This window comes from Wolbachia endosymbiont (group B) of Ennomos erosarius (genome assembly GCF_964026905.1).
Taxonomy (GTDB): Bacteria; Pseudomonadota; Alphaproteobacteria; order Rickettsiales; family Anaplasmataceae; genus Wolbachia.
The window spans coordinates 906,548-932,611 of sequence record NZ_OZ034708.1; the positions used below are offsets into that span (position 1 = coordinate 906,548).

The window sequence follows — 26,064 nt, forward strand, 5'->3', positions numbered from 1 at the left end:
TTCAAACCCTTCTAAAATTCAAATCCAGAACTTCTTAAAGCCTCAGCAAATTGAGAAACTAATCCTGTATATTTATACGCTCCACGATCAAACACTAGCTCTTGTTCTAATTTCAGACCAGATAAGCGCTCAATCATTAAAGAAGAAACCTGTTTTATAGTTTCAGCGTTGACTTTCCCTTTACATACATCCTTAATTTTAGCATCCAAAGTAGAAGCTGAAGTGAGAGTTACTCCTTTTACATCATTAATTAACTGGACATAAAAATGCCTATTAGATTTAAATATGGATATACGCAAACGTTCAGCGCTCTTGTCAAGCTTCGCTCTATTACGCAACTTCCTTTTTTCAGCATTACTTAAAAAATTATATAACCTTCTCATCTTAATTACTTCTTTTTACTTACAACTTTACGCAACATAAATTTACCCTTTATTACAACACCCTTACCTTTATAAGGATCATATTTTCTAATTTTGCATATATCAGATGCCACCATATAGACCTTCTGCTTATCCATACCACTAACTACTAAGTGAGTTGGCTTTATACACTTAATCTCAACATCTTTAGGCACTTTATATTTAACATTATGGCTATAACCAAGATACAAAGTCAAATACTTACCATCACACTCTGCCTTATATCCAACACCGTTAATCTCAAGATTAACAGAAAAACCATCAATCATGCCGTTAATGATATTATTAATATTACTCCTATAAGTGCCCCACATAGGCTTTATTTCATCATAATCATCTTTATCTTGATCAACAGAAAGCAATAGCTGATTATCAACAATCCGGCACACAACATCACTGATTAAGCTAACTTCTTTTTCAGCCTTAGCGCTCTTTATTAACACACTACCATTATTATATTCAACTGAAACACCAGCAGGAATATTGATAGGAGCAGCACCTATACGAGACATGAATTTCTCCTATTATTTAAAACACACGACACAAAACTTCTCCACCAACCTTTAACTTATGTGCATTATAATCAGTCATCACTCCTTTGGGTGTCGATATAATAAAAATACCAAGACCATTATATGCTTTAGAAATGTCCTTATACTTAGAATAACGACGACAACCAGGCTTTGACACCCTAACTATGTCACTAATTACAGGTGACTTCTCATAATACTTCAATTTTACAATGAAAGAAGGTAAATTATCTACAACTTGCTTTTCATAATCAAGGATATACCCTTCATCTTTTAAAATCTTCAGTATAGAAGAATTCACTTTAGAAAACAACACTCTTGTTGTTCTATGCATTGCTAATTGAGCATTACGTATCCTTGTTAAAAAATCACCAATACTATCAGATAACGCCACAATATACTCCTTATATTATATTCACCAACTAGACTTTGTAACTCCTGGAACTTGCCCAAAAGAACATAAATCACGCAAAACAATTCTACATAAACCAAATTTTCTATATACTCCTCTTGGTCTCCCAGTTAAAGCACACCTATTTCTAATTTTGGTTCTAGAAGAATTTCTAGGCAATTTTTTAATTAATTTATTTTGAGCTGTAAACCTTTCTACAATAGACAAATTCTTATCATTTATTATAGATTTCAATTTTTCTCTTTTTTCTTTATATTGATCGCACAGCTTTATTCTGCGAAGATTTCTTTCTATCATAGATTTTTTTGCCATATATTTCTCCTCTCAATTAATCAAAAAAAGGAAATTTAAGAGCCAGTAATAATTCCTTTGCTTCCTTATCACTAACTGCACTTGTTATAATATTAATATCCATACCTCTAATTTTACTTATTTTATCATAGTCTATTTCTAAAAACGAGATATGTTCCTTTATACCAAAGGAAAAATTACCATTACCGTCAAATTGCTTCACACTAAATCCTCTAAAATCTTTTTCCCTTGGCAAAGCAATATATATCAATCTTTCTAAAAACTCATACATTTTATCTCTACGCAAAGTTACTTTGCAACCTACTGTAGCACCTTTTCTGATCTTGAAGCCAGAAATAGATTTTTTTGCAAAAGTTGATAAAGGCTTCTGCCCAGCAATCAAATATAGGCTATCAAGTGGTTCATTTATTGCTTTACTATCTGTAGCAGCATCCCCAACGCCCATATTGATACACACCTTGACAAGTTTAGGCACTTGCATTATATTGCCATAATTAAACTTATCCTTTAAGGACTTTACTATGCTATCTTTATATAATTCTTTAAACATATCAACCTAATCTATCACTTCTCCAGAAACTTTTGCAAAACGCACTTTTCTACCGTCTATAACCTTAAACCCCACTCTAGTTGGAGTTTTATATTTAGGGTCCAATGTTGCAACGTTGGATATATCAATAGCTGACTCTTTATTTAATATACCACCACTACTACCAGCTTTTGGTTTAGTGTGTCTCTTATGTACATTTACCCCAGAAACAATTACCTTTCTTTTAGCATCACATGCCACAACTTTAATCACTTTACCAATTTTTCCCTTATCTCTACCAGTTAAAACTATAACGTCGTCACCACTTTTTATTTTAGCACTCATTATAAAACCTCAACAGCTAATGACATTATCTTCATAAAAGAACCAGATGATAACTTTTTTACCGGACCAAATACCCGAGTGCCAAGTGGTTCACCTTGATCGTTAATCAAAACTACAGCATTGCTAGAAAAACGAATTACAGAACCATCAGATTTTCTAATAGGGCTTTTCACCCTCACCACAACTGCTCTATATACTTTTCCCTTCTCAACCTTCCCTCTTGGAGTAATAGATTTAGTAGATACAATAACTGTGTCACCTATAGATGCAGACTTTCTACCACCCAATAAACCAATACAAAGCACTGCACGCGCACCAGAATTATCAGCTACTTCCAACAATGTATTTTTTTGAATCATATAAATATCCTATTCAATGTGAGCTATTAACAACAACCCATTTTTTAGTAATAGAAATAGGCTTGTGTTCTTGTATTAAAACCTTGTCCCCTTCTTTACAACTATTATTCTCATCATGTGCTGTATACTTCTTGTATTTTTTTATAACCTTTTTATACAGCTCATCCTTATACACTTGTAATACCGAAACCTTTACAGTTTTATCACATTTAGTCTTAATTACAGTACCACAAAAAACCTTCTTAGGCATTCTTTTCCTCTCCTTTTCTTTCATTTAATGCAGTTAGAATACGAGCTATGCTCTTTTTTATCAAACCAAAACGCGAAATATTGTTGCACTGGCCTAACTTTTTTTGAAAAACCAAATTAACAAACTCTTTTCTCAAATTTACAAGAATTTCATGCAATTCTTGTGAGGATTTTGACCTAATGTCAGCTATATCCATTGCAACTCCATTTAATTATGATTAGATACAAATTTACACTTCATAGGAAGCTTAGCGGTTGCCTTTTCAAGCGCCAATTTTGCTAAATGCATGGGAACATCACTGCTAATTTCAAACAACATTCTACCGGGCTTAGCTTTAAATACCCAAAATTCAACACTACCTTTCCCTTTACCCATACGCACATCTGCCGGCTTTTTACTAACAGGGGTATCAGGAAAAATTCTTATCCACACTTTACCAGAGCGTTTTAATGTTCTAGATATTACACGCCTTGCAGTTTCAATATGCTTAGACTGAACCCTACCAGCTTCCATAGCCTTTAGACCATAATCTCCAAAAGATAGCGTACTACCACCTTTCGTGTTACCCTTAATTCGTCCTTTAAATACTTTTTTATATTTACTTTTTTTGGGAACAAACATTTCAATATACCTAATTAGTTACCAATATAAACCCAGACCTTAACTCCTATGATGCCATATATAGTTTTTGCTTCACAAAAAGCATAATCTATATTAGCACGTAAAGTATGCAAAGGCAAACGACCTTCTTTATACCATTCAGTACGAGCTATCTCAGCTCCGCCAAGGCGCCCAGAACAACTTACTTTAATACCTCTAGCACCCATCCCCAAACAACTTTGAATAGCTTTTTTCATCGCTCTTCTAAATGAAACCCTTTTTTCTAACTGTTGTGCAATGCTGCTTGATATTAAAACTGCATCTATTTCAGACCTTTTAACCCCTACTACATTCACTTCTACATTATTTTTTACTTTTTCAGCTATTTTTTGCTTTATCTTCTCAATATCTGAGCCTTTCTTACCTATTATCACTCCAGGTCTAGAAGAATGTATTATTACAGACACCAAATCGATCGTACGCTCTATAATTACTTTAGAAACACCAGCATGCTTAAAAGATTCATTTATATAACTGCGAATAGATAAATCTTGATGCAACCCTTGTTTATAACCCTTCTCAGCATACCAAATAGATGACCAAGTATTAATTATTTTTAACCTAAATCCTTTAGGATTAACGTTTCCCATACTTTTGCACTTTCCTTATTAATTTTCTATTTTTATGAATCATATAATTTCCCCCAATTTTACAGTTATATTACTATAACGTTTACTAACTCTATTAGCTCTACCCATAGCTTTTGGACATACCCTACGCAAAGTAAGAGACTTACCTATTAAAATTTCTTTTATATATAAATTATCGATATCCAATCCATAATTATATTGAGCATTAGCAATCGCAGAATTTAATACCTTCCTTATAAGACCCGCAGCTTTCTTTTCACAAAATCTTAATTGCACAGTGGCAAAAGAAACTTTTTTATTACGTACTAAACCAGCAACCAAATTCAATTTACGAGGAGTTGATTTTAAAACCCTAGAACCAGCTTTAACTATTACATCTCTGTTTTTCATATCAATTACCTTCTTGTCGCCTTTTTATCACCACTATGCCCAGTAAATTTACGAGTGGGCGAAAATTCACCAAATTTATGACCTATCATATTCTGATCATTAACATTAACAGGAATGTAATCCTTACCATTATAAACAGCAAACTTTAAACCTAAACAATTAGGAAGAATTACAGAAGCCCTGGAATGAACTTTTATAGCCATGTTAACAAACCCCTTGTTTAAAGCATTATTCACCGACTTTAATATAGAAGGATGACAAAAAGGAGGCTTCCACGCAGATCTACTCATAAACTAACCTTTCAATTGTTTTATATACTTATCACTAGATTTATTTTTCCTCCGAGTTTTCTTTCCTTTTGTTGCAACACCCCAAGGAGTAACAGGATGACGACCACCAGAGGTTTTTCCTTCCCCACCTCCATGAGGATGGTCAACCGGATTCATCGCAACCCCACGCACAGTAGGTCTAATTCCAAGCCACCTACTTCTTCCAGCTTTACCCAGCTTTCTATTCTTATGGTCAGGGTTAGATACTACACCAATAGTAGCCTTGCAAGAAGATAAAATCAACCTAATTTGACCAGACCTGAGTCGTAATAAAACATATTGGCCATCACGACCAACGATTTGCGCATAACAACCAGCAGCTCTAGCAATCGCAGCACCATTACCTGGTTTCAGCTCAACATTATGAACGAAAGAACCAACAGGTATATACTTGAGTAGCAAACAATTCCCTGGTAAAATATCAGCATCATTTCCAGCTGTAACAACATCACCAGGCTTCATACCTTGAGGAGCTAATATATAAGACTTAATATCATCTTCCTTATATGATATTAACGCTAAAAACCCACTTCTATTTGGATCATACTCTATTTTTTCAACTATACCCTGACCACTTCTATTACGCTTAAAATCTATAACTCTATACTTCTTTTTGTGACCACCACCCCTATGACGAGTTGTAATTCTACCATAATTATTTCTTCCACCACTGGAATTTTTACCGGATGTAAGAGACTTTTCTGGCTCATCTTTTGATAAACCAACTTTACTTACTAACACAGTCCCACGAGAAGACGGAGTAACAGGATTAAAAAATTTCATACCAATATTAAACGCTCATTATATCTAATTTTTGACCATCTATCAAAGAAAAATAAACTTTCTTTTTCTGTTTTTCACAACCAATCACACCCCTGAAACGCCTATATTTAGGCTTAATTCTAACAACATTTATAGAAGAAATTCTAACATCAAATAGAGACTCTATTGCCAACTTTATTTGACGCTTATTTACATTTACAAAAACATACAAAGAATATTTATTAAACTTCTCCCTCAAAAAAGAGGCCTTTTCTGTAATTATAGGAGATTTTATTATATCATTATATTTGATCATAACAATCTACCTTCAAGATGCTTTAAAGTATCCTTTGTCAACATCACGCATTCGTGATTCAATATATCAAATACATTTAACCCAATAGGTTTGATTAAGTCTACATAATGCAAGTTTCTAACAGCACGCAACAAATCATCTCCATAATCACCAACTATCAAAAAGGAAGAAAATTTAAAATTTTTAATACATTTACACATTTCAGACGTTTTCCTCACATCAATATTTAAATTATCCAGAATAATCACTTGATTATTTAAATACTTTAGAGATAAAGCAATTTTTAAACCAAATTTGCGTACCTTCTTATTAAGAGAATAACTATGACTCCTCACAACAGGGCCGAAAATAATCCCACCACCTCTAAATTGAGGAGATCGCAAGCTCCCTTGTCTTGCCCTACCGGTACGTTTTTGACCATAAGGTTTAGCTGTTGTACCAGAGACATCACTGATACCTTTTGTTTTATGAGTACCAGCCCTTCTCTTCGCTAATTGCCATCTCACTATATCATGCAAAATACTCAATTTTTGCTTAGCAGAAAATATCAAAGGATTGAGCTGAGCAGTACCTATATTATTATTAGATAGATTAACTAAATTACATTCCATAACTAACTTACCAAATTACTAGCATCATCATTTACATCTAACAGTAGACCTATCGGAAAAGGAACATCTTTATGTAAAGATTTTTTAACTGCATCTCTTACAAAAACATAGGAATTTTTAAACCCAGGAACATTATTACCCTTCACAGCAATTATACTATTTTCATGATCAATGGATAATATCTTCATATTTTGTGCAGTTATTCTGCTGTTACCTAAATGACCAGCCATTTTCTTTCCTTTAAATACTCTACCAGGATCCTGACATTGACCAGTAGAACCTTGTGATCTGTGAGCAATAGAAACACCATGAGATGCCCTAAGCCCACTGAAGTTATGCCGCTTCATCACACCAGCAAATCCTTTACCTATAGAATAACCCGTAATATCAAGATATTGACCAACCACAAAATGATTGATTCCCACTTTTTTACCACATTCTATTCCCGACAGGTCATTTAATCTACTTTCGTATAACTTACATTTATTATTTATACCCTTTTTCTTTAAATATTCCAACTGAGGTTTTGCTATATTTTTAAAATCTCCTGTGCCTAAAATGACTGAATTATAGCCACATTTATCTTGTCCTTTTATATCAATAATATAAGTTTCGCTGAGATGCAATAAAGTTACAGCCATGCGACTATTGTCAGAATACATAGCAGTATGACCAATATTCATCATTAGTAAACCAATTCTCCTCAGCGAATTTATTCTCTTCATTTCCTTCTCCTAAACCTTAACTTCCTTGACTTTTAAATCCACTTCTACGCCAGCAGAAAAAGATAAACCTGTAAGCATCTGCATCATAGTAGGAGTAAGATCATGTAAAACAATCAAACGCCTAGAAGTTCTTATTTCAAACTGTTCACGAGATTTTTTATCAACATGAGGAGATCTATTAACAATAAATTTAGAATCTTTTCTTGGCAACGCAATCGGACCAGATAATTTTGCACTGGACCGCTTTAATTCATCAACAAATTTTCGAACACACTCCTCCAATAAAGAACAATCGAAAGCCTTAATGTTAATATATATATCTTGCTTCATCTTAGTTACTATACTCACTCCAAAATTTCAGAAACAACACCAGAACCAACAGTTCTACCGCCTTCTCTTATCGCAAAACGCAATCCCTTATCCATTGCTATCGGTACTTGCAATTCTACTTCTACACTCACATTATCTCCTGGCATTACCATCTCCTTCCCATCTAGCAATTTTATGCTCCCAGTTACATCCGTTGTCCTTAAATAAAACTGTGGCTGGTAATTCGCAAAAAATGGTGTATGCCTTCCTCCTTCCTCTTTCTTTAATATATAAACCTCCGCCTTAAACTTTCTATGCGGCGTTATCGTCCCCGGTTTTGCTAATACTTGCCCTCTCTCCACTTCTTCTCTTTTTGTTCCTCTTAACAATATTCCTACATTGAGTCCTGCACTTCCCTTATCCAGCAACTTCTTAAACATTTCTACACCTGTGCATATCGTCTTTTGCGTCTCCTTCAGACCTATTATCTCTATCTCTTCTCCCGTCTTTATCTCTCCCTTCTCTATTCTTCCTGTTACCACCGTCCCTCGCCCCAATATCGAAAATACATCTTCGATTGGCAATAAAAATGGTAAATCCACAGGCCTTGGTGGAACCGCCACATATTCATCTAACTTTTCCATCAATTTGTCTATTGATTTCTTTCCATATTCGCCGCTGTCATCCTCCAGCGCCTTGAGTGCTGACCCAACTACCACAGGCACTTCATCCCCTGGAAATCCGTATTTACTCAGCAATTCCCTCACTTCCATTTCTACTAAATCTATCATATCAGCATCAGCAACATCAGCTTTATTTATATACACCACGATATATCCAACACCCACCTGCTTCGCCAGCAATATATGCTCTCTCGTTTGTGGCATTGGCCCATCAACTCCCGACACTACCAATATCGCTGCATCCATCTGTGCTGCACCTACTATCATATTCTTTACATAGTCAGCGTGTCCAGGACAATCAACGTGTGCATAATGCCTTTTTTCCGTCTGATACTCAACATGCGCTGTTGCTATCGTTATCCCCCTCTTCCTTTCTTCTGGCGCTTTATCTATCTGATCGTACGCTACAAAATTTCCATAATGCTTTGTTATCGCCGCTGTTAACGTTGTCTTCCCATGATCCACATGTCCTATTGTTCCCACATTTACATGTGGCTTTCCAAATGCTTCCACTACTGCTGTCATAATTATTACCCTTAATTATACTTTAACTTTAACTCATCAACCACATATTGTGGTACTTGTTCATAATAAGAAAAATGCATACTATACTGAGCTCTTCCCTGAGATATAGAACGCAAAACATTTATATAACCAAACATATTCGCAAGAGGTACGAAAGCAAGAATTATAGTGCTACTATTATGCGTTTCCATACTTGAAACTTGCCCCCTTCTGCTATTTACATCGCCCATGATATCACCCATATACTCTTCAGGCGTAATGATTTCAACTTTCATTATAGGTTCTAACATTTTTGGACCAGCTTTATTTGCCATCTCTTTAAAAGCACCTTTAGCAGCAAGTTCAAAAGCTAAAGGACTAGAATCAACCTCATGAAAAGCACCATCAAGAAGGGTAGCCTTAAAATCAATCAACGGAAATCCCGAAATTATACCACCTTCTTTTATCAACTCTAAGCCATTTTCTACCCCAGGAATATACTCTTTTGGAATAGCACCACCTACAATTTTACTTTCAAATTGAAACCCAGAACCAGGCTCAAGAGGTTCAAATTTTATTTTAACCTTAGCAAACTGACCAGCCCCACCAGATTGTTTTTTATGAGTGTAATCAATTTCAACAGATTTAGTGATAGTTTCACGATATGCAACTTGAGGCGCACCGACGTTAGCCTCAACGTTAAACTCGCGCTTCATTCTATCAACAATAATCTCAAGATGGAGCTCACCCATGCCTTTCAATATAGTCTGGCCGCTTTCCGCATTTACTGACATTCTTAAAGAAGGATCTTCTGCAACCAATCTATTTAAAGCAATACCTAATTTTTCCTGATCTGAAGTAGTTTTAGGTTCCACAGCAATTTCAATAACAGGCTCAGGAAATTCCATACGCTCTAATAATATAGGAAAATCAGGTGAACATAAAGTGTCGCCAGTAATTGTTCTCTTTAATCCAACTAGGGCAACTATATCGCCAACTTTAGCTTCGTTTATATCTTCTCTGTTATTTGCATGCATAAGCAGCATTCTGCCAATTCCTTCAGTCTCATTTTTTCCCGCATTTAACACAGCAGATTTAGATTTTAACTTACCGGAATAAATACGAATAAACGTCAAGCTGCCTACAAACTTATCCGTCATCACTTTAAACGCAAGAGCAACGAATTTCTCTTTTTCTGAAGGTTTGATCTCAATTTTCTTTTCTAAATCTTTAGGATCAGTTCCAACAATTACATCAACATCAATAGGAGAAGGTAAAAAGTCAACCACACCATCTAAAAGTGGTTGTACGCCTTTATTTTTAAAAGCTGATCCACATAATACAGGAACAAATTTTCCTTTAATGGTCCCATTTCTCACGCATTTTTTCAGTAAATCCACTGGCAGATCATTAGACTCAAAGTAAGTGTTCATCGCTTCATCATCCATCTCAACTGCAGCATCTAATAAAAGATTTCGATATTCTTGAGCCTTGTCAAGCAAATCAGAAGGAATATCTTCATAAGAAAATTTAGCGCCCAACGTTTCTTCTTGCCATATAATGGCTTTCATAGAAATAAGGTCAATTATACCTTTGAAATCTTTCTCACTTCCTATTGGCAACTGAATGACTAAAGGTGCTGCACCAAGCTTCGTCTTTATCATATCAACACATCGATAAAAATTTGCCCCTATTCTATCCATCTTATTAACAAAGCAGATACGAGGAACGCTATATTTATCAGCTTGACGCCAAACTGTCTCAGATTGAGGTTCAACTCCAGCAACTCCATCAAATACAGCAACTGCACCATCCAAAACCCTTAAAGATCTCTCAACTTCAATAGTGAAATCAACGTGACCAGGAGTGTCTATTATATTAACCCTATGATCATTCCAAAAACATGTTGTTGCAGCAGATGTGATTGTAATACCACGCTCTTTTTCCTGCTCCATCCAATCCATAGAAGCTGCACCATCGTGCACTTCACCAATTCTATTTTGCTTACCAGTATAAAATAAAATACGCTCTGTTGTGGTAGTCTTACCAGCATCTATGTGAGCCATTATCCCTATATTTCTGTATTTAGATATCCCAATTTCCATATCACAATTAATTAGCTAACATTAAAAACGAAGATGAGAAAATGCCTTATTAGCCTCAGCCATTTTATATTTTTCTTCGCACATCTTAAACGCACCACCGCGTTTATTATAAGCATCCAGTATTTCAGATTGCAAACAATCAACAGTGGTTTTTCCACTCTTTTTTCGAGCAGCAGAAGTTGCTTTAGCAATCCACCTTAACGCTAAAGAAACCGCTCTATCTTGTCGAACTTCAACAGGCACTTGATAAGTTGCACCACCAATGCGTCGAGAACGCACTTCTATAGAAGGAGTAACATTTCCTACCGCTGTTTCAAAAATTGATAACCCACCTTCACCTATTTTCTTTTCAGCTAAAGACAAAGCGTCATAGATAATCTTTTCTGCAGTAGATTTTTTACCACATTTCATGATTGTATTAATGAAACGCATCAGCAAAACACTGCCATAACGCGAATCAGGACTTATTTCTCTTTTTTTTGCTTTATTCCGACGAGCCATAAACTTTAACCAGATTTCTTTACACCATATTTTGAACGAGCTTTCTTTCGATTTTGCACACCACGCAGATCAAGGGCACCTCTTATTATGTGATAACGCACACCTGGCAAATCTTTAACCCGCCCACCACGTATCAAAACAACAGAGTGCTCTTGTAAATTATGACCTTCACCAGGTATATAAGCTGTCACTTCACCATACCCACTAATTTTTACTCTGGCTACTTTACGGAGTGCTGAGTTAGGCTTCCTAGGAGTTGTAGTATACACCTTAGTGCAAACACCCCTCCTTTGAGGGTTGCTTTCTCCCAAAGCTGGTACCTTTTTCTTATGGGTCAATCCTAATCTACCCTTACGTATTAATTGATTTATCGTAGGCATATGTTATAAACTCAAGCTCATTAAAATAACTAAGTTTTTAGTTATAAAATAATAAACCTCAATAGTCAATATAAAAATAAAAATTACTACTCTAATAATTAAGCTCAACTGCTTTGAAAGCCATCAGTAGACTTCTTGCATCACCTCCCAAGCCGCAATTGTCATTCAGTAGAAACGAAAAACTTGCTTGACACCCTCCGCCAGCCCCCTTATTATGACAATAAGGGTATTTATGACTCAAAACTTGTTTTTGACCTGCAGGCTCAATGACAAAATTCAGTAAAAAACTCAGGGTATTTATTGGCGGATTACATAAAATTATAGCGGCTGCATGTCTTTTTTATTTTTTCTACATTCAGCCAAATCGCGCTTATTTTAAGCGTTAGCACATTATTACAGCGCCAGTTTAAATTATTATAACGCGAATTCTGGATTAAGGAAGGAAGAAAGTATAGGAAATAGAAGGCTTTTTGGATTTGATGGAATAGGAAATGAGAGTAGAAAAGATATGAACCAAAAAATTAACAGGGGATCTATGGCGAGTGTGTTCAATTTCTAGTCTATTTTTTAGGTAACCAAAAACAGTCTCAATGATAGACCTTTTTCTCAGTAAAATCTTCTCATTTAGCGAAATCAATGCATTTTTCATACCTTTTTTCACCTTGGTAACAAGTTTCAAACCTCGGTCAAACAGCTTCTGAAAAAGCTCTTTTGCAATATAACCTTTGTCACCAAACAAAAGGCCGGTTAATTTTTCCGTCAGATTTGGCACAGGTATCCTATCATCAACATTGCCTTTTGTTAGCGTAAGTGAATGAATTTCACCATTTTCATTGATTACCATATGTAATTTGAAACCAAAAAACCAGCCGTAAGTACTCTTGCTTAATTTTGCAATTCCAGCAAAAACTTTGTTTTTGGATATTCTTTTTACGCGAATTCTGGATTAAAGGAGAATAGAAAAGGCAAGAAAACAGGGTAAACTCAGCAGTTATAAAAAAACAGATGAGGTTAACCATGGAAGATATAACAAACTGTTTTGTTTGGTCGATGATTTTTGCAGAGATATAGAGAAAAATTTTGCAGGTAAACTACTGCCAAATGGTAAAAAACCCACAAGAACAACGGAAATTGAGCACTCCGAAATCATGACAATAATCCTGCTATATCAACAATCTCCGTGTAAAAATTTCAAAACTTTCTATCTACATTACCTAACGTTGCTCTACAAATCAGAGTTTCCAAAGTTGCCTTCATATACCAGGTTTGTTGCTCTAAAGCCTAGGGTTTTGTGGCATTTAGCAATGTTGTTGCATTGGCTTTGTGGACAGTCAGAAAACACTGGAATTTCATATATAGACACAACTCCCATTGCAGTTTGTCATGCAAAAAGAATATCCAAAAACAAAGTTTTTGCTGGAATTGCAAAATTAAGCAAGAGTACTTACGGCTGGTTTTTTGGTTTCAAATTACATATGGTAATCAATGAAAATGGTGAAATTCATTCACTTACGCTAACAAAAGGCAATGTTGATGATAGGATACCTGTGCCAAATCTGACGGAAAAATTAACCGGCCTTTTGTTTGGTGACAAAGGTTATATTGCAAAAGAGCTTTTTCAGAAGCTGTTTGACCGAGGTTTGAAACTTGTTACCAAGGTGAAAAAAGGTATGAAAAATGCATTGATTTCGCTAAATGAGAAGATTTTACTGAGAAAAAGGTCTATCATTGAGACTGTTTTTGGTTACCTAAAAAATAGACTAGAAATTGAACACACTCGCCATAGATCCCCTGTTAATTTTTTGGTTCATATCTTTTCTACTCTCATTTCCTATTCCATCAAATCCAAAAAGCCTTCTATTTCCTATACTTTCTTCCTTCCTTAATCCAGAATTCGCGTTAAAAGATCCTCCTTGATAAAAAGGGTCACCAAACTTTACGCTTTTTGCAAAGGATAAATTATTTAAAATTCCAATGATTGCACCATTATCGGATAAACTATCACCCAGAACATAAAAATTTCTATACTTTAAATTAAAATCTTCATTTTTATTTGTCATAATATTTACCGTAGATTAGCATGTTGTTTCATTAGATTCATAAAAAAAGAAAAATAGCGGTGCAACTTTTTTACAACCCCCATTTTAAACTTTATTGTGTATTTCCTTCATATCATACCTTTTTGAAAAAACGTTTTATTTTAAAAACGCTCTGACTTTTTCTCCACTTTTTCCGGGCAAAATCAGCTTCTTCTTAACTTGACACGTATACTTAAAAGAACCCTCTAAGTTTTCTAGCGCGGCTTGGATGTTTCAACTTGCGCAGTGCTTTTGCCTCTATTTGCCTAATTCTCTCACGTGTTACATTAAAAATTTTTCCTACTTCTTCTAAGGTATGCTCCTTCCCATCTTTACCAAGGCCAAAACGCATTCTTAGAATTCTTTCTTCCTTTGGTGTTAAAGTTGCAAGAACATTGGTTGTAATGCCACGCAAGTCAGCAAGTATTGCAGCATCCTCTGGTCTGGAGACTCGCTTATCTTCTATACAATCACCGAAGGTACTACTATCATCTTTTCCTGTTGGAGCTTCAAGACTTACTGGATCCCTTGCTATTTTCATAACTTTGCGTATTCTTTCCAGTGGCATTGTCAGTTCTACACTCAATTCCTCTAACGTCGGCTCTCTCCCCATCTCATGAGTCATCTTTCTTAATGCTCTGTTGATTTTACTGATAATTTCCACCATATGAACTGGTATTCTAACTACTTTAGACTGCTCAGGTATTGCCCTAGTGATCGATTGTCTTACCCACCAAGTGCCATAAGTTGAAAATTTATATCCACGTTTGTAATCAAACTTATCCACGGCCTTCATAAGACCAATATTGCCTTCTTGTATCAAATCAAGCAGATCAAGACCTCTTTTTGAATACTTCTTAGCAATGGAAACTACTAGCCTTAAGTTAGCCTTAATCATTTCTTGCTTTGCTTCAGAGACTTCTCGTTCGTGTTTTTGTATTCTCCTGATTAGCTTCTTAAATTCTTGCACGTTATCTTCCTGTATATGCTGCTTAATACCGTTCAAAGTACTAGCTATATGTTCAGAGTTATCGTCTATAAACCTTAAAAATTTGTTTTTTGATTCACCTGTAAAAGAGGACTGATTTTCATTGATCTTTAAAAGACTTATCTCTTTCAACTCGTGCTTTAAAAGCACGTCATCATAAACTTTATAGAAACTTTCTCTATTGATATCGTATTTTCTAGCCTCAGCAATAAGATTAGCCTCATCAAGCGTGATGGATCTATTTATCTTATAAAGTTCTTGTGTAATTCTGGCAACAGCAGCATCACTTAACTTAATTTGTAATGCCATAGACCATATTTGATTATACAAAATTTCTAGCTCATTAGAGAAATTTTTAGAATTTTTTCTTAATATCAACGCTTCATTTGTTAAAGTAATTATCTCATCCAATGCAACTATGACCTTTGGCAATAAGTCACTTTCCATTTCAAGAATAGAAACATTTAAATTGACTGAACTTATATCTTCATTATCACCGTCTTTCTCATCATCACTTTTTTTACTATCTTTCTCATCATCACTACAATACTCAGCATCTTCAGAAACATCCTCAGAATCCTCAACATCTTCAGCACTTTCTTCACTCTCTTCTTTGGGTACCACATTAAAATCAGAGTTATAAATTGCATCTAGATCTATAATTTCTCTCAGTAAGAGAGCTCCACTACTTAAATCATCACGCCATACTTTTATCACCTTTAATGTTACTGATGTTTCAATTATTGCACGTAACATGTTATGCTTTTCAGATTCAATTTTTTTTGCTATCTCGATTTCATCTGCCCTTGACAAAAGCTTTACAGAGCTCATGTCTTGTAAATAAATCCTTACTGGATCATCATTTTGTACTAAAGTTGCAGTAACATTTGGCGATGTGTCATCATCATCAAGTTTACTATCATCACTGTTGGAAGGAACATCTTCTTCATCTTCGCTACTTTCAAGCACATTAATTCCGGAGTCCTGCAATAAAGATATAGCATCATCTATAAAGTCAGACGAAAAATTTTCATCTGATAATTTATCATTTATATCATCAAAGGTGACAAAACCACCTTTTTTTATACTTTTAGTTACAAGATCTCTGATAATTTTTTTCTTATCTTCTGCATCATTAATAGTTGACATCATTACCTTTATAGCTTATAATTTCATTCCTTATTAACAAACAAACTTACAACGAGCAAGTCTATAATTTTACTTTTAACTTGTGGCTATTTGTTACTTCATATAGTTTAAGATACTGTTAATTTATGTACACTTGTCTTGATCAATTGTTCCATACTTTTCTTCTATTTTTACTGCTATGGACAATCCAACTGAAAATGTTGCAATTCCAACCACTATAGCAGTAAGCATTAAAACATGGGGTATAGGATTGCTATATGAATAAAAATTTGAAACCAATATAGGAGGCAAGGAACTTTTTATATACCCTAGAGATATGTAAAACAACAAAACAGATGCTTGGAAGACACTTACTCCTATCATTTTCTTGATTAAATTTTTATCGTTTATAATAATATATAAACCTAGCACCATTAATATAATAATAATTGTATAATTATATAAAGTCATTGTTTTTTCCTACGAGCAAAATTTATATATATAATTAACATAGAGGAGCAGACAGTAAATGCTACACCTAATTCCACAAAAAAAATACCCAATTTTTGACCGGTTCTATTATTGGCTGACAAGATATCGTAAGATAAAAAACTTTGGCCAAGTAAAGTTGTTGCAACGCCCGTTCCTCCATAAATTAAAATACCTAACACGTTAGTCAATCTAATCACAGAATAAGGTATTGCTTTTAGAGTTGTAGATACACCAAATAGCATTGAATATAATGTTATCCCGGAGGCAATAATTATTCCTGCTTGAAAACCTCCACCCGGAGTGTAATCACCGTGAAATTGTATGTATAAACCAAATAAAATGATAAAAGGTATCATCAAAAATGTTACTGCATTTAATATCGGATCTTTAATCATTTTCTTTTTCTTCTTTTAATATCAACGTTATACAAAGCGCAGCAGTAAAAACTACTATAGTTTCTCCAAACGTGTCATAACCACGAAAGCTTGCCAAAACAGCTGTCACTATATTAGGAATACCGGTAGCTTTTTCGGTATTTTCCACATAATAAGGAGCAACATGCAAGTGGATCGGAGCATTGTGGCTGCCAAAATCTGGCAATTGAATCATAAAATATGACAAACATACAGCCAGAAATAACATAAAAAAAAGCGTTATAGGGTTATGAGATAGATTTACTTTATGATTCTTTATCAAGGAGAGTGCTGCAAACGTAAAAACCGTACTGAGCCCCGCACCAACAGAAGCTTCAGTAATTGCAACATCAGGTGCATTCATAATTAAGTATATAAGCGCAATAAGTGAACTAAATACACACATTAGAACAGCACTTACGACTAAATGTCGCGAGAAGACTATAAAAACCGTAACTGTTAGTAACAACAAAAGTAGCACTACATTTAATATTTCTAACACCTTAACCTTCTTTAACAGTTTTTTTTCTTAACTTTATAATAAGTGCGCGCTAAAATATAGCCATTAGTTGAGCTAGCTACCCATATTATAAGAATTAATAATATTATTTTAACAGTATTGATTGAAAATCCATTCTGCAAAGCAAAACCAATTAACAATAACGTTGCACCGCTAGAATCTGTAATACCTGCTGCATGTAACCTAGTATAGAAATCAGGAAATCTAATTACTCCCACACTTGAAATGATTACTAAACAAATGCCTAAAAATATAAGAACGGATCCTATCATAAATTATTAAAACAACATTAATCTCATTAGTGCTATAGTTGATATAAAGCTAACGCTAGCATACAACAATGCTATATCAATTAAAAAAAAATTATTCAGAATGATTGATATTGCTGTTATGAGTACAACTACTTGCGTTGAGAAATTATTGAACGCTAAAACCTTATTGTACACATCACTTGACTTAGAGACTATGCGACACAACATTACACTCATACAGAACAACAGTGTATAGATAGCAATGTGAATCATTTAAAGACTATGTAACTTCAGTAGATTTCTAAACAGATACTTCTTCATCGCCATCTTGATCATTTATTTCACCATCCACTTCATAATCTTGGCTTTCTTGACTTACATCAAGATCTGTGTTATCAGAAAAATTTAATAAATTCGCTAGCTTACTTGTATTACTGCTGTAAACATTATTCATATTTCCTTTCATGTACTCCTTGCATCTACCTACCAAAAGGTTAAATAGGTCATGAGTATCCACCTGTTTTTCTGCTATTTCATGTAAGGAAACTATGGTGTTCTTATGGTCTTTAAACTGAGCTGTTTGAACTGGATTACTTGCCCCTGTATTTAAATCATGTGTTCTTTGACTTGCCAATAGAACCAATTTGAAACGGTTACTTACCTGTTCTGTACACTTTTCTACAATAGACTCAGCCATAAGATACTACCTTAATAGGTTTTATACTATATCACAAAAAACAAGTTGTCAACTTTGTATCTATTGCGATTCAACTTCATGTTTTACTTTTTCTGCCTCAGATTTTATTTCTTGGCTTTCTGTCATCGTGATTGTTATTTCATGATCAAGTTTTTTTAGAAATCCTAACAATCGCTCTAAAGAAAAACCATCTATTTTACCATTTTTAATTTGCGATACCTTTGGCTGATCAATACCAAGTTTCTCAGCTGCAAAAGCCTGAGTCCAAGCATTTTTTTCTATAATTTTATTTATTATATAAAGCAACTTTGTTTTTATTCCTGCACTGTCTAAGTTATTTAACGATATTATTTCCATAATTTTTACACTCACATATCAATTAACTTTATTAAACATTATAACATAATATTTAATATACCAAGATATTAATATCATATAACTTGTCAATAATTATATGATATCAATATTTAAAACTTTAAGTTGATTGTATATTAATATTTCAATCAAATTTCTAGTAACTTTAAATTATCATTTTACTATCAGCCTATCTGAAAAAGTCATTTACAGAAAGAACAAGCTAAAATTACAAAGCTTGAAATACAAAAATAATTATTTTATAAATTTATCTTACATAAGAAGTTTATACTCTATATCTTAATATAGATATTTATTTAAATTTTTAAAATTTCCATTTTAACGAGAATTCTATATATTCTATTTATAATATAACTTAAATATTTGTTGCTTTTTAGCTGGAACATTATTTAGTTAGTAAGTAAAATTGTGTTGAATATGACAAAAATAAAAAAAGATGTTGCTGTTATTATGGGGAGTGAGTCAGATTACACCACTATGATCCATACCGTCGGTATGTTAAAAGCATTAGAAGTTTCACATGACATATTCATAATATCTGCACATAGAACACCAGAAAGGCTCTTCAATTTTGCTAAATCTGCACAAGAAGAAGGTTTTAAGGTTATTATAGCTGGTGCAGGGGGTGCAGCTCATTTACCTGGTATGGTTGCGTCACTAACTTGTTTACCAGTTATCGGCGTTCCTGTGCATAGTAAACAATTAAATGGGCTGGACAGCCTACTCTCTATAGTTCAAATGCCAAAGGGTGTTCCAGTTGCAACCATGTCTATAGGAGAAAATGGAGCATATAATGCTGCCATTACCGCCGTATCTATATTGTCAATTTCCAACAGTGAAATTGCAGGTAGGTTAAAAAAGTGGAGAGAGAAACAGACCAAAGAAGTAAAAGAAAAACCAGTTTCATAATAAATCTATGGCAATAATTCTTTTAGACACAAAAACCATAAACCGTATAGCAGCGGGGGAGGTGATAGAAAGGCCAGCAAGTGTAGTAAAGGAATTAGTGGAAAATGCAATAGATGCTGGAAGTTTAGAAATAGAGATCAAAATAGAAAGTGGTGGGCGTAACCTTATTATTGTGACAGATGATGGTAACGGAGTAGAAAAAAACGATTTAGAACTTGCGTTTATGCGCCATGCTACTTCAAAATTGAGCGATAGTGAGTTGATAGAAATCAAGCATCTTGGCTTTAGAGGAGAAGCTCTACCTTCAATTGCAGCAGTAAGTAGGATAAAATTATCGTCTAAGGCAAGAGAAGCAAGTGAAGCATGGTCTATAAGTTATGAAGGTGGAGAGAAAATAGGGGAGCTAACTCCTTACTCTTTATCACAAGGGACACATATTGAAGTACGAGATTTGTTTTTCGCTACCCCAAATAGACTAAAATTTCTAAAAACCGAAAGAGCAGAAACTCAAAGCATTGTTGATATTGTAAATAACCTAGCAATGATTAACTATCATATAGGGTTTACTCTCACTTCAGGTAATAAAAAGCTCTTAAAATACGCTAAGCAGACTTCGTTATTTCATAGATTGTGTGAAGTAGAAGAAGAATTTCAGGGCAATTCTTTGGAGGTCAATGAAGAAGAAGACGGCATTAAACTTACGGGACACATCTGTAAGCCGACCGTCAATCGTGGTAAGTCAACTCAGATCTATACGTTTGTTAATGGAAGGCCAATTAAAGATAATTTACTTATTGGTGCGGTTAGGTATGCATATCATGATTTTATTCCAAGCGATAGGTATCCTTTTGCAGCGTTACATTTAGAGATACCTTATGATCAAGTAGATGTAAATGTGCATCCAAATAAATCAGAAGTAAGGTTTCAGAATAAGAAGCTCATATATGAGATAGTGACAAGAGGATTAATTAAAGCGTTGTCAAGAAGAATAGGCACCTTTGATGTCATTCCAGCTAGTGACCAGAAAACTACTAATACGATAGAGGGTTTTGTGAAAGGTTCATTATCAGATCCTTTTGATAAGTCTAATGTTCAAAAAGAATTTTACGAAAGGAGGCCAAGTCCTTTTGAAAATCAACTAATAAAAGAATTTGCCTCTCCAAATGAAAAAGCAAAAGGCTTATCAGAACAGTCAAAATCGTTTAATTATAACGGTATACAGAAATTCCCAGCACAAGCGGAGGCTATGGTTCTAGAAAAAAAGGTGTTAGAGCAAGTTGATTTGATAGAGAGCCACCCACTCGGGTTTGCACGCTGTCAGGTCTATAATACTTACATTATTGCCGAGGTAAGAGACAAATTGATTATAGTCGACCAGCATGCAGCCCACGAAAGACTAGTATATGAATGCCTAAAACAAAAATCAAGTATAAAAAGACAAAAACTACTTCTTCCTGAAACGGTTGAAATCAAAAATCAAGCTGGAATGGAGATGATTGAAATCTATAAAGATAAGTTATTTGAAATGGGTTTTGATATTGAAATCAAATCAGAGGATAAAGTGATAGTAAAAGAAATCCCTGCAATTTTGGGAGCAATAGATGTGAAAGAGATGCTAATTAATATAGTGGGTAGATTAACGGAAATAGAAGATACATTGCCAGTAGAAGATAAAGTGAACAAAATATTGGCTACTATCGCTTGTCATGGATCAATTAGAGCAGGCAGGAAAATGAGATTAGAGGAGATGAATGAGTTGCTGAGGCAAATGGAAAAAACCCCATATTCCGGGCAATGCAACCACGGAAGACCAACTTATATAGAAATGAAATTGAGTGATATTGAAAAACTGTTTGAGCGTAGGTAATGAGGTTGCCATAAATATGTAAGTGCTCCTTCCTCGTCATCCAAGTAGCTCATAGAAACGGATTAAACGAAAAAACTTCCTTGACAAACTCCACCAGCCCCCTTATCATGATAGTAAGGGTGTTTATGACTCAAAACTTGTTTTTGACCTGCAGGCTCAATGACAAAATTCAGTAAAAAACTCAGAGTATTTATTGGCGGATTACATAAAATTATAGCGGCTGCATGTCTTTTAAATTTTTTCTACATTCAGCCAAACCGCGCTTAAACTAAGCGTCAGCACATTATTAACGCGAATTCTGGATTAAAGGAGAATAGAAAAGGCAAGAAAACAGGGTAAACTCAGCAGTTATAAAAAAACAGATGAGGTTAACCATGGAAGATATAACAAACTGTTTTGTTTGGTCGATGATTTTTGCAGAGATATAGAGAAAAATTTTGCAGGTAAACTACTGCCAAATGGTAAAAAACCCACAAGAACAACGGAAATTGAGCACTCCGAAATCATGACAATAATCCTGCTATATCAACAATCTCCGTGTAAAAATTTCAAAACTTTCTATCTACATTACCTAACGTTGCTCTACAAATCAGAGTTTCCAAAGTTGCCTTCATATACCAGGTTTGTTGCTCTAAAGCCTAGGGTTTTGTGGCATTTAGCAATGTTGTTGCATTGGCTTTGTGGACAGTCAGAAAACACTGGAATTTCATATATAGACACAACTCCCATTGCAGTTTGTCATGCAAAAAGAATATCCAAAAACAAAGTTTTTGCTGGAATTGCAAAATTAAGCAAGAGTACTTACGGCTGGTTTTTTGGTTTCAAATTACATATGGTAATCAATGAAAATGGTGAAATTCATTCACTTACGCTAACAAAAGGCAATGTTGATGATAGGATACCTGTGCCAAATCTGACGGAAAAATTAACCGGCCTTTTGTTTGGTGACAAAGGTTATATTGCAAAAGAGCTTTTTCAGAAGCTGTTTGACCGAGGTTTGAAACTTGTTACCAAGGTGAAAAAAGGTATGAAAAATGCATTGATTTCGCTAAATGAGAAGATTTTACTGAGAAAAAGGTCTATCATTGAGACTGTTTTTGGTTACCTAAAAAATAGACTAGAAATTGAACACACTCGCCATAGATCCCCTGTTAATTTTTTGGTTCATATCTTTTCTACTCTCATTTCCTATTCCATCAAATCCAAAAAGCCTTCTATTTCCTATACTTTCTTCCTTCCTTAATCCAGAATTCGCGTTAGAAATTGAACACACTCGCCATAGATCCCCTGTTAATTTTTTGGTTCATATCTTTTCTACTCTCATTTCCTATTCCATCAAATCCAAAAAGCCTTCTATTTCCTATACTTTCTTCCTTCCTTAATCCAGAATTCGCGTTGGAATGACATCACAGGGGCACTGGAATGACACCTCTCTTGTGCTCTTTTAGCTATAAACATTAAGAAATTTACCAAACGAAAAAAAAGGCAAAAGAAGCCCCGTGGTTATTATCCGCTTTAAAATATTGGCGTTTTTTATGTTTTAAACGCTTGACAAGCGAAATTTAGCTGCTTTTAATTGCAACTAACTTACGCTGCAAATGTTTAAGAAATTTACCAAGCAGAAAAAAAGACAAAGAATCCCCGAGTTAGCTAGTCTTTTACTATCTCTGTCGAGTATTGGCATTTTTTGATGTCTTGTAACGCTTTATAAGCGCGTTCAGCTTATTTAGATAAAAATCTAGATGTAGATGAAGTTTTGTAAAGACATACAGTATCTATATACTGCAAAAAATTAAACATAAGACGCCGATACATTAAGTAATCCTTACCTTTTAATCTGCAGATTGGCGAAAGCAAATACAATAGCTTCACTGTCATGATAAAGGGGCTGGCAAAGCTTGTCAAGAAATTTTCTTATTTCATTTAAATTGCTTGTAACCTTCTTATACACTCGTCTTTACCAAGAATCACCATGATAGCGATGATTCCAGGTGCATCCATTACCCCGGTTATGGGAGCACGTAATGAGTGGTATACATCGCTTATTTTCATATCGTGCAATTTTGCAAATTCCTTGATCTGAGAAGATAAAAAACCCTTGTTCCAGCCTTCATCACCGATCTTTGACAGAAATGACGCGAGTAACTTGATTATATCGAGGTTAGATTTGACAATTTGCTCAGCCTCTTCACTTAAATCAAGTGGCGGATCTTGAATATAAAACTGTGCTAAATCCAGCAGTTCAGTCAGGTAATTTGCTCTTTTTTTCAGCTCCGTCAGCCCTTGCAGTAAATAGCCCTTTTTCCTGTCAGTTAGAGTACTTTCTCCAAGTATTAGAGCCAGAATATCTTTATTGCTCATATTACTAATATAGTGGTTATTCAAATGCTCCAGCTTTTTGAAATCGAGCCGTGCAGGTGAACGACCAATGCTTTCTAAATTAAACCACTCTATTGCTTGCTCATCGCTAATAATCTCATCATTACCATGGCTCCAACCAAGCCTCAGTAGGTAATTACGCATCGCTTTTGGCAATATTCCCATTTTCTCGTAGTCGCAAACACTTGTTGCACCGTGCCTTTTGGATAGCTTATTTCCATCTTCCCCATGAATAAGCGGCACATGTGCAAAACGTGGAACATCAAAATCAAGAGCCTGGTATATTAGCAGATGTTTAAAGGTATTAGTGAGATGGTCAGAGCCACGTATTATATCAGTTATTCCAGCATCATGATCGTCAACTACTACGGCAAAAATATATGTTGGAGTGTTATCAAAGCGTAAGATTACTATGTCATCAAGTTGGTCGCTATTTACTTTGATTTGGCCGTATATTTTATCATCAATGACGATCTCTTGCGAGTCTGGCACTTTGAAACGGATAACTGACCTCACACCTGATGTCATTCCAGCACGTGACCACATATTTTTTTCTGGATCCCAGTGTCGAGCACTGGGATGACAAGAAGGAGGTTTTGTAGTACACTTATGTTTATATATCTTGCCCTCTTCTCTTGCTTTTATTTTCTTTTCTGCAACTTCATCCTCAGGGCAATAACAATGGTATGCTTTACCCTTCTCAACTAAAAGGTTTGCTACTTCTTTATGCCGCTCTATTCTTTTTGACTGATATACTATTTCTCCATCATAGCTCACACCGAGCCATTTTAGCCCTTCTATAATTGCATCAATTGCTTCCTGTGTTGAGCGCTTCCTGTCGGTGTCCTCAATCCTTAGCAAAAACCTGCCACCATGGTGCTTTGCATAGAGCCAATTAAATAAAGCAGTACGAGCCCCACCAATGTGCAAAAACCCTGTTGGTGATGGAGCGAATCTCGTGACTACGTCTAGCATGTTATTGTTACAGTAAAGTATAGGCTATGATACCCAAAATCCACGTTTGTAACAATGTAGAATTTATTTATCCTGAGAGATTAAATTTTATTTATTTTTAATAAATTGTGTTGTATAATTTAGTATTAGTTGAATATAGCGAGGTGAGTTATGGATGGACTTGTAGATATAGCAAAATTGCTTTCAGATAATGAAGCTAATGTCAGTTGGCGTTACACCGGCCCATTTGATAAAACAAAACAAAGAGTACAGGCAGATAATCTCCTGCATTTAGCTGCAAGAATACAAAACAAAGGTAAATTTGTAGACATTTGTAAGAAGAACATTGCTTCTGTAACTGCGCATAATGAATATGGAGATAATCCATTTCATGAAGCAGCAAGAAGTGGAATTTTGCTGCCTGCAGTAAAAGAGATTGTGAATTACTTAGAGACGGAAGCTTATAACAAAATTACAAAAGCAAAAGAAGCTGGAGATTGGAAAGAAGTAAGCAGATTGAAAGAGGAACTCAAATGTAATAAAAAATATATTAAAGATGCGCTCTGCAGTAAAGACCGTGCTTTTAATAAGAAAAGGGAAACTCCTTTTTATTACTTAGATGCTGCACAACAGAAAGAAATTAAGCAAATCGCAGACATAAAAGACAGCTTTATATGTAATCAGAAGTTTCACCTGTGTTTATATATAGTAGGGGCTATAGCGTGTATTGCTGCCTTGTGCTTATCTTTATATTTTCTGTATCTATCTTCTCAGACTTTTGCACTAAGCTCGATGGTTGCAATAGCTTCTGGCGGAGTCACATACCTGTCAGTTAAGGCATGTAACGAGATACATGCCTTGCATAACGAAAGCACTTTAGCGGAAGTTAATGTTATGCAGAGTTCAGGTGGTTTAGCTCCAGCATGAAGATTAAAATTACTTGCAGGCAATGATATAGAAATTTACTTTCTTAACTTAAGAAAGTATAC

36 protein-coding genes and 2 pseudogenes are annotated in these 26,064 nt (G+C 34.8%); 6 read left to right on the top strand and 32 right to left on the bottom strand.

Features of this window, described 5'->3' with window-relative positions:
- Nucleotides 1-11: 11 nt before the first annotated feature.
- The 23 genes and pseudogenes from rplR to AAGD95_RS04850 all read right to left on the bottom strand — a co-directional run.
- The gene (gene rplR, locus AAGD95_RS04740; protein WP_265035463.1) at nt 12-383 is read right to left on the bottom strand and encodes a 50S ribosomal protein L18; all 372 of its coding nucleotides are present in this window, start codon (nt 381-383) and stop codon (nt 12-14) included.
- Nucleotides 384-388: 5 nt separating this feature from the next.
- Nucleotides 389-934, bottom strand: a complete 546-nt coding sequence (gene rplF / locus AAGD95_RS04745; protein ID WP_265025664.1) for a 50S ribosomal protein L6 — start codon at nt 932-934, stop codon at nt 389-391.
- Nucleotides 935-950: 16 nt separating this feature from the next.
- Nucleotides 951-1,346 carry a 30S ribosomal protein S8 gene (gene rpsH / locus AAGD95_RS04750; RefSeq protein WP_265025665.1) on the bottom strand — a complete coding sequence of 132 codons (396 nt, stop codon included), beginning with the start codon at nt 1,344-1,346 and terminating at the stop codon, nt 951-953.
- A gap of 21 nt (nt 1,347-1,367) precedes the next feature.
- The gene (gene rpsN / locus AAGD95_RS04755; RefSeq protein WP_341818339.1) at nt 1,368-1,676 is read right to left on the bottom strand and encodes a 30S ribosomal protein S14; all 309 of its coding nucleotides are present in this window, start codon (nt 1,674-1,676) and stop codon (nt 1,368-1,370) included.
- Between the two features lie 16 nt (nt 1,677-1,692).
- Nucleotides 1,693-2,226 carry a 50S ribosomal protein L5 gene (rplE, locus tag AAGD95_RS04760; protein WP_010962750.1) on the bottom strand — a complete coding sequence of 178 codons (534 nt, stop codon included), beginning with the start codon at nt 2,224-2,226 and terminating at the stop codon, nt 1,693-1,695.
- A 6-nt stretch (nt 2,227-2,232) separates the two neighbouring features.
- On the bottom strand, nt 2,233-2,550 hold the full coding sequence (gene rplX / locus AAGD95_RS04765) for a 50S ribosomal protein L24 (RefSeq protein WP_410541784.1): 318 nt from the start codon (nt 2,548-2,550) through the stop codon (nt 2,233-2,235).
- The gene (gene rplN, locus AAGD95_RS04770; protein ID WP_006279348.1) at nt 2,550-2,909 is read right to left on the bottom strand and encodes a 50S ribosomal protein L14; all 360 of its coding nucleotides are present in this window, start codon (nt 2,907-2,909) and stop codon (nt 2,550-2,552) included. The genes rplX and rplN overlap by 1 nt, the downstream gene beginning before the upstream one ends.
- Before the next feature lie 13 nt (nt 2,910-2,922).
- Nucleotides 2,923-3,159 carry a 30S ribosomal protein S17 gene (gene rpsQ / locus AAGD95_RS04775; protein WP_265035462.1) on the bottom strand — a complete coding sequence of 79 codons (237 nt, stop codon included), beginning with the start codon at nt 3,157-3,159 and terminating at the stop codon, nt 2,923-2,925.
- Nucleotides 3,152-3,355, bottom strand: a complete 204-nt coding sequence (gene rpmC / locus AAGD95_RS04780; RefSeq protein ID WP_264329102.1) for a 50S ribosomal protein L29 — start codon at nt 3,353-3,355, stop codon at nt 3,152-3,154. Before rpmC ends, rpsQ begins: the two co-directional genes overlap by 8 nt.
- Nucleotides 3,356-3,366: 11 nt before the next feature.
- Nucleotides 3,367-3,780: a 50S ribosomal protein L16 gene (gene rplP / locus AAGD95_RS04785; protein WP_265035460.1), complete on the bottom strand. Its 414-nt coding sequence runs from the start codon at nt 3,778-3,780 to the stop codon at nt 3,367-3,369.
- Between the two features lie 14 nt (nt 3,781-3,794).
- Nucleotides 3,795-4,409, bottom strand: a complete 615-nt coding sequence (gene rpsC / locus AAGD95_RS04790; RefSeq protein ID WP_341818340.1) for a 30S ribosomal protein S3 — start codon at nt 4,407-4,409, stop codon at nt 3,795-3,797.
- Between the two features lie 39 nt (nt 4,410-4,448).
- On the bottom strand, nt 4,449-4,799 hold the full coding sequence (rplV, locus tag AAGD95_RS04795; RefSeq protein WP_164224758.1) for a 50S ribosomal protein L22: 351 nt from the start codon (nt 4,797-4,799) through the stop codon (nt 4,449-4,451).
- 5 nt (nt 4,800-4,804) lie between these two features.
- On the bottom strand, nt 4,805-5,089 hold the full coding sequence (gene rpsS, locus AAGD95_RS04800) for a 30S ribosomal protein S19 (protein WP_006279181.1): 285 nt from the start codon (nt 5,087-5,089) through the stop codon (nt 4,805-4,807).
- 3 nt (nt 5,090-5,092) lie between these two features.
- Nucleotides 5,093-5,917 carry a 50S ribosomal protein L2 gene (rplB, locus tag AAGD95_RS04805; RefSeq protein ID WP_341818841.1) on the bottom strand — a complete coding sequence of 275 codons (825 nt, stop codon included), beginning with the start codon at nt 5,915-5,917 and terminating at the stop codon, nt 5,093-5,095.
- Nucleotide 5,918: 1 nt separating this feature from the next.
- Nucleotides 5,919-6,206, bottom strand: a complete 288-nt coding sequence (locus AAGD95_RS04810) for a 50S ribosomal protein L23 (RefSeq protein WP_341818341.1) — start codon at nt 6,204-6,206, stop codon at nt 5,919-5,921.
- Entirely contained in the window at nt 6,203-6,817 is a 615-nt protein-coding gene (gene rplD, locus AAGD95_RS04815) for a 50S ribosomal protein L4 (protein ID WP_341818342.1), read from the bottom strand. The genes AAGD95_RS04810 and rplD overlap by 4 nt, the downstream gene beginning before the upstream one ends.
- A gap of 2 nt (nt 6,818-6,819) precedes the next feature.
- Nucleotides 6,820-7,542, bottom strand: coding sequence for a 50S ribosomal protein L3 (gene rplC / locus AAGD95_RS04820; RefSeq protein WP_265035454.1), 723 nt, complete (start codon nt 7,540-7,542; stop codon nt 6,820-6,822).
- 9 nt (nt 7,543-7,551) lie between these two features.
- The gene (gene rpsJ / locus AAGD95_RS04825) at nt 7,552-7,872 is read right to left on the bottom strand and encodes a 30S ribosomal protein S10 (RefSeq protein WP_065094535.1); all 321 of its coding nucleotides are present in this window, start codon (nt 7,870-7,872) and stop codon (nt 7,552-7,554) included.
- Nucleotides 7,873-7,886: 14 nt separating this feature from the next.
- Nucleotides 7,887-9,059: an elongation factor Tu gene (gene tuf / locus AAGD95_RS04830; RefSeq protein WP_341818208.1), complete on the bottom strand. Its 1,173-nt coding sequence runs from the start codon at nt 9,057-9,059 to the stop codon at nt 7,887-7,889.
- A gap of 11 nt (nt 9,060-9,070) precedes the next feature.
- Nucleotides 9,071-11,143, bottom strand: a complete 2,073-nt coding sequence (gene fusA, locus AAGD95_RS04835) for an elongation factor G (protein ID WP_341818343.1) — start codon at nt 11,141-11,143, stop codon at nt 9,071-9,073.
- Nucleotides 11,144-11,164: 21 nt separating this feature from the next.
- The gene (gene rpsG, locus AAGD95_RS04840) at nt 11,165-11,644 is read right to left on the bottom strand and encodes a 30S ribosomal protein S7 (RefSeq protein ID WP_007549313.1); all 480 of its coding nucleotides are present in this window, start codon (nt 11,642-11,644) and stop codon (nt 11,165-11,167) included.
- A 5-nt stretch (nt 11,645-11,649) separates the two neighbouring features.
- Nucleotides 11,650-12,024 carry a 30S ribosomal protein S12 gene (rpsL, locus tag AAGD95_RS04845; protein WP_006279787.1) on the bottom strand — a complete coding sequence of 125 codons (375 nt, stop codon included), beginning with the start codon at nt 12,022-12,024 and terminating at the stop codon, nt 11,650-11,652.
- A gap of 433 nt (nt 12,025-12,457) precedes the next feature.
- Nucleotides 12,458-12,955: pseudogene (locus tag AAGD95_RS04850) on the bottom strand (IS982 family transposase); the annotation flags it as partial.
- 103 nt (nt 12,956-13,058) lie between these two features.
- Between AAGD95_RS04850 and AAGD95_RS04855 the strand changes: the two are divergent.
- Nucleotides 13,059-13,910 carry an IS982 family transposase gene (locus tag AAGD95_RS04855; protein ID WP_410542088.1) on the top strand — a complete coding sequence of 284 codons (852 nt, stop codon included), beginning with the start codon at nt 13,059-13,061 and terminating at the stop codon, nt 13,908-13,910.
- Nucleotides 13,911-14,295: 385 nt separating this feature from the next.
- On the opposite strand, the gene rpoD is transcribed toward AAGD95_RS04855, so the two are convergent.
- The 8 genes from rpoD to AAGD95_RS04895 form a co-directional block, all read right to left on the bottom strand.
- Nucleotides 14,296-16,239, bottom strand: coding sequence for an RNA polymerase sigma factor RpoD (gene rpoD, locus AAGD95_RS04860; RefSeq protein WP_341818842.1), 1,944 nt, complete (start codon nt 16,237-16,239; stop codon nt 14,296-14,298).
- Between the two features lie 123 nt (nt 16,240-16,362).
- Complete coding sequence (locus AAGD95_RS04865; RefSeq protein ID WP_265026103.1) at nt 16,363-16,689, bottom strand: cation:proton antiporter subunit C; 327 nt, start codon at nt 16,687-16,689, stop codon at nt 16,363-16,365.
- Nucleotides 16,686-17,105, bottom strand: a complete 420-nt coding sequence (locus AAGD95_RS04870) for a Na(+)/H(+) antiporter subunit B (RefSeq protein WP_341818344.1) — start codon at nt 17,103-17,105, stop codon at nt 16,686-16,688. The genes AAGD95_RS04865 and AAGD95_RS04870 overlap by 4 nt, the downstream gene beginning before the upstream one ends.
- Nucleotides 17,098-17,625, bottom strand: coding sequence for a DUF4040 domain-containing protein (locus AAGD95_RS04875; protein ID WP_250294918.1), 528 nt, complete (start codon nt 17,623-17,625; stop codon nt 17,098-17,100). Before AAGD95_RS04875 ends, AAGD95_RS04870 begins: the two co-directional genes overlap by 8 nt.
- Before the next feature lie 11 nt (nt 17,626-17,636).
- Nucleotides 17,637-17,915: a monovalent cation/H(+) antiporter subunit G gene (gene mnhG, locus AAGD95_RS04880; RefSeq protein ID WP_341818345.1), complete on the bottom strand. Its 279-nt coding sequence runs from the start codon at nt 17,913-17,915 to the stop codon at nt 17,637-17,639.
- A 6-nt stretch (nt 17,916-17,921) separates the two neighbouring features.
- Nucleotides 17,922-18,167 (bottom strand): monovalent cation/H+ antiporter complex subunit F, encoded by a 246-nt coding sequence (locus AAGD95_RS04885; RefSeq protein WP_320109922.1) that lies wholly within the window; start codon nt 18,165-18,167, stop codon nt 17,922-17,924.
- A 28-nt stretch (nt 18,168-18,195) separates the two neighbouring features.
- Entirely contained in the window at nt 18,196-18,591 is a 396-nt protein-coding gene (gene rpoZ, locus AAGD95_RS04890; RefSeq protein ID WP_265034658.1) for a DNA-directed RNA polymerase subunit omega, read from the bottom strand.
- A gap of 60 nt (nt 18,592-18,651) precedes the next feature.
- Nucleotides 18,652-18,948 carry a helix-turn-helix domain-containing protein gene (locus AAGD95_RS04895; protein WP_010081926.1) on the bottom strand — a complete coding sequence of 99 codons (297 nt, stop codon included), beginning with the start codon at nt 18,946-18,948 and terminating at the stop codon, nt 18,652-18,654.
- Nucleotides 18,949-19,383: 435 nt separating this feature from the next.
- On the opposite strand from AAGD95_RS04895, the gene purE reads away from it, so the two are divergent.
- The 4 genes and pseudogenes from purE to AAGD95_RS06480 form a co-directional block, all read left to right on the top strand.
- Nucleotides 19,384-19,875: a 5-(carboxyamino)imidazole ribonucleotide mutase gene (gene purE / locus AAGD95_RS04900; RefSeq protein ID WP_265034659.1), complete on the top strand. Its 492-nt coding sequence runs from the start codon at nt 19,384-19,386 to the stop codon at nt 19,873-19,875.
- A 7-nt stretch (nt 19,876-19,882) separates the two neighbouring features.
- Nucleotides 19,883-21,742, top strand: a complete 1,860-nt coding sequence (mutL, locus tag AAGD95_RS04905; RefSeq protein ID WP_341818346.1) for a DNA mismatch repair endonuclease MutL — start codon at nt 19,883-19,885, stop codon at nt 21,740-21,742.
- A 391-nt stretch (nt 21,743-22,133) separates the two neighbouring features.
- On the top strand, nt 22,134-22,985 hold the full coding sequence (locus tag AAGD95_RS04910) for an IS982 family transposase (protein ID WP_410542088.1): 852 nt from the start codon (nt 22,134-22,136) through the stop codon (nt 22,983-22,985).
- Nucleotides 22,986-23,001: 16 nt separating this feature from the next.
- A pseudogene (locus AAGD95_RS06480) lies at nt 23,002-23,124 on the top strand (IS982 family transposase); the annotation flags it as partial.
- A gap of 541 nt (nt 23,125-23,665) precedes the next feature.
- On the opposite strand, the gene gltX reads toward AAGD95_RS06480, so the two are convergent.
- A complete protein-coding gene (gene gltX, locus AAGD95_RS04920) occupies nt 23,666-25,096 on the bottom strand; it encodes a glutamate--tRNA ligase (protein WP_341818348.1) in 1,431 nt (476 codons plus the stop codon).
- Between the two features lie 150 nt (nt 25,097-25,246).
- Here gltX and AAGD95_RS04925 point away from each other — a divergent pair, with 150 nt between their 5' ends.
- Nucleotides 25,247-26,002, top strand: a complete 756-nt coding sequence (locus AAGD95_RS04925; RefSeq protein WP_341818349.1) for an ankyrin repeat domain-containing protein — start codon at nt 25,247-25,249, stop codon at nt 26,000-26,002.
- Nucleotides 26,003-26,064 lie beyond the last annotated feature (62 nt).